This window comes from Protofrankia sp. CiP1_Cm_nod3, from assembly GCF_982290655.1.
Genome location: NZ_CEVIVD010000007.1, coordinates 71,815 through 80,194 on the forward strand (window position 1 = coordinate 71,815; position 8,380 = coordinate 80,194).

Consider the following 8,380-nt stretch of genomic DNA (forward strand, 5'->3'; position numbering starts at 1 on the left):
CGGCGCTATCCCCACGGCGCTATCCCCCATCGGAGACCTCCGGCTTGACAAGTCGAGGCTGGCTCATATTATCAGGCCGAACTCGTAAGGTGAGCCACCCTCAAAATAATCCCCGTCCGTTCCAGGAGGCATCGTGAGCACCGAAACCGGTTCCAGTACGACCACGACGGGTGGTGGTCCGCCCAGGGCATGGGGGCTCGTGCTCGCCGCGATCGTCGGTGCCGAGTACCTGCTGCAGCTGGACGGCACGGTCGTGAACGTGGCGCTGCCGCAGATCCAGGCCCGCTTCGACGCCAGCATCACCACCGGCGCCTGGATCCTCAACGGGTTCTATCTCGCCTTCGGCGCGCTGCTCCTCGTCGCCGGACGACTCGGGGACGTGTTCGGCTACCGCCGGGTGTTCCTCTTCGGTATCGGCCTGGTGGCCGTCGCCTCGCTGGTCGCCGGTCTCGCGCAGGACGTCGCGGTGCTGCTCGCCGGCCGGGTGCTGCAGGGAGCCGGGGCGGCGCTGGCCGGCCCCAGCGCGCTGGCGCTGCTGACCATCCTGTCCGAGGGGGAGCGCAGGCAGCGGGCGTTCGGCCTCTACTCCACCGTCACCGCGCTCGGCTCGGCATCCGGCATGGTGTTCGGCGGGCTGCTGACCTCGGCCGGCAACTGGCGGTGGAGCATCCTGGTGAACGTCCCGGTAGCCACGCTGATCCTTGTCGTCGCCCTGCGCGTACTCGGGACCCACGACGCCGTCCGCAACCAGCGTTCGCTGGGCATCCCCAGCGCGGCCCTGGTGACCGCGGCACTGACCGGCGGTGTGTACGGCCTGGTCCACGCGGCCGACAGCGGCTGGCGGGACGCGGGGACGATCGTCTCGCTGGCGGCCGCCGTCGTGCTGTTCGCGCTCCTGCCGGTGGTGGACTCCCGTTCCGCCGAGCCGCTGCTGCCAGGCCGGATCTTCGCCCACCGGGACCGGCTCGGCGGCTTTCTCAACCTCACGCTGCTGGCCGCGGTGCTGGGCAGCTTCCTGTTCTTCCTGGCCCAGTACCTGCATGCCGTGCTCGGTCTGAGCCCGGTGCGGACCGGGCTCGGGCTGCTGCCCTTCGCCATCTCGATCCTGCTCAGCGCCTCGCTGATCACCAAGCTGGCCAGCTCGATCAGTCTCAAGGGCCGGGGCGTGGCGGGACTCGCGGTGGTCACGGCCGGCGTGGCCTGGCTCAGCCAGGTGGACGACGGCGCCGGCTACGCCTCCTCGGTACTGCCACAGATCATCGTCATCGGGATCGGCGTCGGCCTGGCCATCGTCCCGTTCAACGTCGTCATCCTCTCCAGCGCCGGCCCGCAGGACACCGGTATCACCGCCGGGATCGTGCAGGTGGCCATCACCGTCGGCGGCCTGATCGGCATCGCCGTGTTCCTGCTGCCGTTCACCCAGGGCACCGGCAGCGCGGTGGACCACTTCGCCCGGGTCTTCACCTGGCTCACCGTGCCGGCGGTCATCGGCATCCTGGTGTCCCTGGGGTTCTGGTTCGGCCCCGGCCGCGGCCGGGCCCCGGCGGCCGTCGACGCGGTCCCGGCCACCCCGGCGACAGCCGACACGGCCAGCTGAGGCCCGGCCGGCCGAACCCGGCCGGCGCTGGGGCACGCCCCGGGCCTCCTCCCGGCCCGGGGCCGCCGGCGCGGTCAGGCCTGGAAGAGCGCTTCCCGCAGGACGGCCGGCACGGTCTGCGTGATCCGCTGACGCAGGCCCGGCCCGACATCACCGCCAAGGCCGTGCGTGGCACCCGGATAGTGGTGCAGCTCGACCGGGACGCCGGCCTGGATCAGGCGGAAGGCGAACAACAGGGCCTCGTCACGGACCGCGTCGAGCTCACCGGCCGCGATGAAGGTGGGCGGCAGGCCGGCGAGGTCGCCCGCCCGGGCCGGGGCGGCGACCGCGGGCACGTCGCCCGCGACATCACGCAGATAGGCGGCCCAGCACTCCCGCGCCAGCCGTGGGCTGAGGTGCTCCGGCCCCCACCGCCTGCGCATCGAGGCGGTGTCGGCCCGGTCGTCCAGCGAAGGCGTGACCAGGTGCAGCAGGCGGATCGCGGGGCCGCCGTGGTCGCGTGCCGCGAGAGCCACCCCGGTGGCCAGCGTCCCGCCCGCGCTCACCCCGCTCAGCGCGATCCGGGTGGGATCGATGCCGAGCTCGGCTGATTCGGCGGCCATCCAGCGCAGGACGGCGAGGCAGTCGTCGAACGCGGCGGGGAACGGGTGCTCGGGCGCGAGCCGGTAACCCACCGAAATCACGACCGCGTCCAGCGTGACGGCCAGCGGCGCGACCAGGAAGTGCACCATGTCGATGCTGCCGATCACCCAGCCGCCGCCATGAATGTAGAGCACCGCCGGCAACGCGGACGTCTGGCCGCGGGGCGCATAGCGGCGGACCGGCACCCGCAGGCCCGACACCGGGTCACATGCCTCCAGGTTGCGCATGTCCAGTGTCCCGGTGCCGGGAAGCGGTTCCGGTTCCGCCAGCGGCAGGCGGCTTGACGCACCCCTGTTGGCGAGCAGCTCGGCTACCGTGCTCTCCACCGGCTCGACCGATGTACCCGCCGCAGGCTCGGCCGGGGTACGCGTCACTGGTTTTCCTCGCTGCGGGCATTCATACCCGTGTACGCCTCCCAGCGGCCGGATGTGAAAAGCGTTCCGGCAAAACTCCGGGCCATCGTTTCCTACCGGTGCTCGGCTCAGGCCGTCGACCGGACGAGTTCAAACATGGTGTTGGGCGCCTGGAAGACCGCAGCCGGGGCGGACGCCTTCACCCTTCTCCGAAGCTCACCGCGGTGTCAGTATATCGGTCGCCGGCCCGGAGCCGTTCGTCACCGTGAAGGCCGGTCCGCTGGCCGCGCTGGCGGGGGTACTTGCTGAGGCAGGCCGTCGCCGTGGCCTGGACCGGGGCACCGACGGGCTGGCCCAGCGGCTGGCCGAGCCTGGTCCCGGCCCGGTACCGGACACCTGGATCGGCGTCACGGCGGACCGCCGCATCATCGCGTCACCACTGACACGGAAGTTATGGCGCCCAGAATTCCGGTCGGCTCTCACCCGGTCTGCCCGGATGCGTCGAGTAAAACAATTATTTATCTACAAGCAGTCAATGTTGAGCCTACCGTCCGTCATGTCAGTGTCAGGTAAATGCGGACGGTAACCACTGGCCGGTCCGGGCGTCAGGCGGCAGCGGCTCCGGAGGAGGCCGTCGGAGGCGAACCCGCCGCCTGTGCGGGCCGCAGTTCATAGGCTCAGCGAAGGAGTCTGGTCGAACCAGGGAGGTTTCGCATGGGTGGCGGGGCGTATGAGTGACCTGACGCAGGCCCCCGGACGGCCGATGCGCTCCCACGCACGGCGCAACCGGGAGCGGATCCTCGCCGTGGCCAGGGAGGCCATGACCAGCCAGGACGACGAGATATCCCTCAACGAGGTGGCCCGGCGCGCGGGTGTCGGCATCGGCACGCTGTTCCGGCACTTCGCCAGCCGGGAGGCGCTGCTGGAGGCGCTGGTGCACGACCGCACCGCCGCCATCTGCGCGGAGGCGGACCGGCTGCTCGAGTCGGATGCCCCGGGTACCGCCCTGATCACCTGGCTGTCCGATCTGGTGGCGTACGTGGCTACCTATCGTGGTGTTGCCGCCGCGCTGCTCAGCGGGCCCCGCGACGCGCGGTCCGCGCTGCACCACTCCTGCCGGAACGTGGACGACGCCGCCGCGGCGCTGCTCACCCGGGCCCAGCGGGCCGGGGAGGTCCGCGCGGACATCGGGGTCGACGAGGTGATCGCCCTGGTCAGCGCCATCGCCTGGGTCCGGGAGCAGGCACCGGAGCGCGCCGGCCAGCTGGAGGCGCTGATGTCGGTCATTGCCACCGGCCTCCGGCTACCCGGTGTAATGGATTTCTGACTTACTCGGCTCTTGCAAACTGGAGTGTCACACCGGTACGGTGCGGACGTCGACACACCGGGCTGGCTGGGAGGACGCGGCGAATGAGGTACGGCGCCACAGCCCGTTCCCGCCGGTGTAATGCCGGCCATTCGTACGCCGCCCCGGAGCCGCAGGCCGCAAATCTGTTCCGGCGTCGCCACGTCGACTTCGGCACGGTGGCGAGCGCCTCCTGTCCAGCGGCATATCTCCTCCTGCCGCCGAGCCGCCCCCGCGACGCCCGCCGATAATCCGGCCCCTTTCAACGGCGGACCCATGCCGTGGATCCTTTCCTCCGTGTGCCGAACGGGTGTGGAATTGGGGAATTTTCACCACGATGCCCGGTGATCTTCTCTTCCGGCCCGCGGACGGGCCGGCGTACCCGCCGCTTGCCTCCCGCACCGGCCGTGAACGCGAGATCGTGTACGTCGCTGGCACCGGCCGGAAGAACAAGGAGCCGGAAGAACAAGGAGATCGCCGACGAGCTGAACCTCGGCGCACGGACCACCGGGCCGCCTCTGACCCCATGCCCGCCGCACGCCCGCAGGTCCCCTCCCCGGCGGCCCTGGCCCGGCTGGCACCGCGCACCCGCCTCGGCGACGTCACACGGCGCAGAATTCCAGGCATGAATAAGAAACAATGTGTCCTCCGTTACCACTTCCAGGCCGAGAATTCGTGAACGGATATGGGGTTCCTCCGATGCCGGGAGTGGATGAGTATGTGAGACTGGGCGGAACGGGGGCCAGCCGGCTGCGGCCGGCGAAATCCACTCGTCTGCGGAGGTCTGATCCCATGTTCCAGTTGCTGGGCCCGTTGCGGATAATTGAGAACGATCGGGTGGCGTCCATCAACGCGCGGAAGGTGGCGACTCTTCTGGCGGTTCTCCTCATAAAGGCGAACGAGGTGGTCTCGACGGAACAGCTCGTCGCGGAACTGTGGGGTTACTCACCTCCGCGCCGGGCCGTCGCGGGCCTGCACGTCTATGTTTCGCAGCTGCGCAAGTTCCTCGCCGCCAACGGCCGGGACTGCTCCGGCCTGGTGACCCGTTCACCGGGCTATCTCATGCGCGTCGGCCCGGACGAGCTGGATCTGCTGGAGTTCCTGCGGCTGCTCGACGACGGGCGGGCGGCATTCCGGGTGAGTGACTACGAGTCGGCCTCCACCTTCCTGACCAGCGGGCTGGAGCTGTGGCGTGGCCGGGTCCTGGAGGACCAGCGCGGGGGCGAGATCGTCGACGGTTTCGTCGCCTGGCTCGACGAACTGCGGCTGGAGTGCTACGAGAATCTGGTCGAATGCGACTTCCGGCTCGGCCGGCACCGGGAACTGGTCGGTCTCCTGCGGAATCTGGTCACCGAATATCCGCTGCACGAGGTGTTCTATCGCCAGCTCATGCTGGCCCTGCACCGCAGCGGCCGGCGGGCCGCCGCGCTGCAGGTCTACCAGCGCGCCCGGCACACCATTGTCGCCGAACTCGGCCTTGAGCCGGGCCGCGCCGTACGCGAACTGCACCAGGCCATCCTGGTGGACGACTGAGCCCCGCTCGACAAATGGGGCCCGCTCGGCGGCTGAGTCCCGCTTGGCGGACTTGTCCCCGCCAAGACCGCCAGAGCCGCCGTGGCAGCCGGGCGGCAGTCCGCGTCACCAGCCGCGTCCCCCTGGAGCGATTGCTGGAGTGATCGCCCGAGCCGCGTCGTCACACCACCCGGCCGTCCGGCTTTTTCGGGCCGCGGGCGCCGGTGGTGTCGAAGACCTCGCTGGCGGGCCGGGAGCCGAAGTGGCCGTCGAGGATCTCGAAGGAGCCGAGGGTGACCAGGGCCGGGTGGCTGACGGCGCAGGCGTGCGCGAGCCGCAGCAGGTCGTGCCGCAGCCCGCTGACGTAGTTGGCGACCCGGGCCGCCTTGTCCTGGGGGTCGAGCCCGCGGGTCAGCCAGCGGGACTGGGTGGCCACCCCGGTGGGGCAGTGGCCGGTGTGGCAGCGCTGCGCCTGGATGCAGCCCAGGGCCAGCATCGCCTCCCGGCCGACGTTGACCAGGTCGCAGCCCATGGCCATGGCCAGCAGCGCGGTCTCGGGGAAGCCGAGCTTCGCCGAGCCGACGAAGACGGTCCGCTCGTCGAGCCCGGCGGTGGCGAAGATGGCGTGGACCCGGCTGAAGCCGAGCTTGAACGGGAGCGCGACATGGTCGCTGAAGGCCAGCGGTGCCGCGCCGGTGCCGCCCTCGCCCCCGTCGATGGTGATGAAGTCGACCCCACGGCCGGTGGTCACCATCCGGTTGGCGAGGTCCTCCCAGAAGCCCAGCTCGCCCACGGCCGACTTGATCCCGACCGGTAGCCCGGTCGCCGCGGCGATCTCCTCGACGGTGTCGAGCAGGCTGTCCACGTCGCTGAACGCCGAATGGGTGGACGGGCTGACGCAGGTCTGCCCGGCCGGCACCCCCCGGATGCGGGCGATCTCGGGCGTGACCTTCGCCGCGGGCAGGACGCCGCCGAGGCCGGGTTTCGCCCCCTGACTGAGTTTGATCTCCACCGCGCGGATCGGGTGCCGGTCGACAAGCTCCACCAGGCGTTCGAGGCTGAACCGGCCGTCGGGTGTGCGGCAGCCGAAATAGCCCGTGCCGATCTGGAAGACCAGGTCACCGCCGTGTAGGTGGTGTTCGGAGATGCCTCCTTCGCCGGTGTTGTGCAGGCAGCCGGCGATGGCGGCCCCCTTGTTCAGGGCGGCGACCGCCGGTGCGCTCAGCGCGCCGAAGCTCATCCCCGAGATGTTGACCACCGATGCCGGCCGGAACGCGCGGGCCCGGCCGCGCGCCGCACCGAGCACCTTGCGGCATTCCAGCCGGTCGTCGTCGGGTGCGGGCGCCGGCAGCGGGAAGACCGCCGGTTTGACGATGAGGTAGTTCGCCGACAGCTCCAGGTCGTTGTCGGTGCCGAAGCCGAAGCTGGCGTTGGCCCGTTTGGCCGTGGCGTACACCCATCGGCGCTGGTCGCGGCTGAACGGCCGCTCCTCGTCGTTGCCGGTCACGATGTACTGGCGCAGCTCCGGGCCGACATCCTCCAGCAGGAAGCGCAGATGCCCGATGACGGGAAAGGTGCGCAGGATCGAGTGCCGACGCTGCAGGACGTCGTACAGCGCCACCACGCACACCAACAGGAGAATTCCGAACGCCACCCAGCCGACTACTGCCATACCCCCATTGAACTCGCGGCCGTCGCTGCTACCAGCCCGGGGCACCCGTTTGTTTCAGCCCGGAGCACCTGTATCCGGTGGTCACGGCTTCGCCCACACCACCGAACCACACCGCTGCCACCTCGGTGGCCAGGGGCGGTAACAAGGGGATCATTACCGGGAGGCCGTCACAAGGGGATGTTGCCGTGGCGGCCGCGGCGGGCGGGCGCGTCGGCGAGGACCTGCGCGATGCGCCGGCGGGTGTCGGCGGGATCGATGACGGCGTCGATGACACCGAGGGCCAGCCCCCGGTCGACCCCGCCGGCGGTGCGGGCGTGGTCGTCGACGAGCCGGGCGAGCAGCGCCGGCCGCTCGTCGTCGGACACCGCGGCCAGGGCCCGGCGGTGCAGGATGCCGACCGCGGCCTCGGCGCCCATGACGGCGACCTCCGCCTCGGGCCAGGCCAGGACGGCGGTGGCGCCCAGCGAGCGGGAGTTCATCGCGATGTACGCCCCGCCGAAGGACTTCCGGGTGACGAGCGTGACGCGCGGCACCGTGGCCTCCGCGAACGCGTACAGCAGCTTGGCGCCGCGGCGCACCACCCCGTCCCATTCCTGGCGGACGCCCGGCAGGTAGCCGGGAACGTCGACGACCACGACCAGCGGGATACCGAAGGAGTCGCACATGCGGACGAACCGGGCGGCCTTCTCGGCGCTCAGCGAGTCCAGGCAGCCGCCCTTGCACAGTGGGTTGTTCGCGATGACGCCGACGCTGTGGCCGTAGAGACGGCCGAGCCCGACGACGATGTTGGGCGCCCAGCGGGGCTGCAGCTCCTCGAAACCGTCGCCGGTGGGGTCGTCGTCGACGAGCCGGCGCACCAGCGGCCGGACGTCGTAGGCCCGCCGCGGCCGGTCCGGCAGCAGCGCCCGCAGATCCTCACCGGCGTCGCTGGCACCCACCTCGGCGGTGCCGACCGTGCCGGTGCCGGGGCCGCTGACACTGAGCGTGCTGGCGCCGACCTCGATGGTGCCGACCTCCATGGTGGCGCTGATCTCGTCGGCGCCGGGCTCGGTCCTGGGCCCGGGGAGGGCGGCGGCCAGGCCCCGGCCGACACCAAGGTCGAAACGGCCCGGGTCGGCGAGCAGGGAGGCGATCCGGCGGGCCCGCTGGTAGGCGTCCCGCTCGGAACGGGCCAGCACGTGGACGACACCGGAGCGGCGGCCGTGCGCGTCGGCGCCGCCGAGCCCCTCCATGTCGATCTGTTCTCCGGTCACGCTGCG

General features: G+C 71.0%; 6 protein-coding genes. 3 read left to right on the forward strand and 3 right to left on the reverse strand.

Going from position 1 to position 8,380, the window contains the following annotated elements; translation table 11 throughout:
* Positions 1 to 133: 133 nt before the first annotated feature.
* Positions 134 to 1,597, forward strand: a complete 1,464-nt coding sequence (locus AC5LUJ_RS03375) for an MFS transporter (protein ID WP_493464446.1) — start codon at positions 134 to 136, stop codon at positions 1,595 to 1,597.
* A 74-nt stretch (positions 1,598 to 1,671) separates the two neighbouring features.
* On the opposite strand, the gene AC5LUJ_RS03380 is transcribed toward AC5LUJ_RS03375, so the two are convergent.
* Positions 1,672 to 2,613, reverse strand: coding sequence for an alpha/beta hydrolase (locus AC5LUJ_RS03380; RefSeq protein WP_250282484.1), 942 nt, complete (start codon positions 2,611 to 2,613; stop codon positions 1,672 to 1,674).
* A gap of 709 nt (positions 2,614 to 3,322) precedes the next feature.
* On the opposite strand from AC5LUJ_RS03380, the gene AC5LUJ_RS03385 reads away from it, so the two are divergent.
* Positions 3,323 to 3,919, forward strand: a complete 597-nt coding sequence (locus AC5LUJ_RS03385; RefSeq protein ID WP_250282487.1) for a TetR/AcrR family transcriptional regulator — start codon at positions 3,323 to 3,325, stop codon at positions 3,917 to 3,919.
* Positions 3,920 to 4,729: 810 nt separating this feature from the next.
* The gene (locus AC5LUJ_RS03390) at positions 4,730 to 5,470 is read left to right on the forward strand and encodes an AfsR/SARP family transcriptional regulator (RefSeq protein ID WP_250282489.1); all 741 of its coding nucleotides are present in this window, start codon (positions 4,730 to 4,732) and stop codon (positions 5,468 to 5,470) included.
* Between the two features lie 160 nt (positions 5,471 to 5,630).
* Here the strand turns inward: AC5LUJ_RS03390 and AC5LUJ_RS03395 are convergent, their stop codons facing one another.
* Positions 5,631 to 7,121: an FMN-binding glutamate synthase family protein gene (locus AC5LUJ_RS03395; RefSeq protein ID WP_250282491.1), complete on the reverse strand. Its 1,491-nt coding sequence runs from the start codon at positions 7,119 to 7,121 to the stop codon at positions 5,631 to 5,633.
* Between the two features lie 167 nt (positions 7,122 to 7,288).
* On the reverse strand, positions 7,289 to 8,380 hold a 1,092-nt coding region (locus tag AC5LUJ_RS03400), incomplete at its 5' end, for a carboxyl transferase domain-containing protein (RefSeq protein ID WP_493464447.1).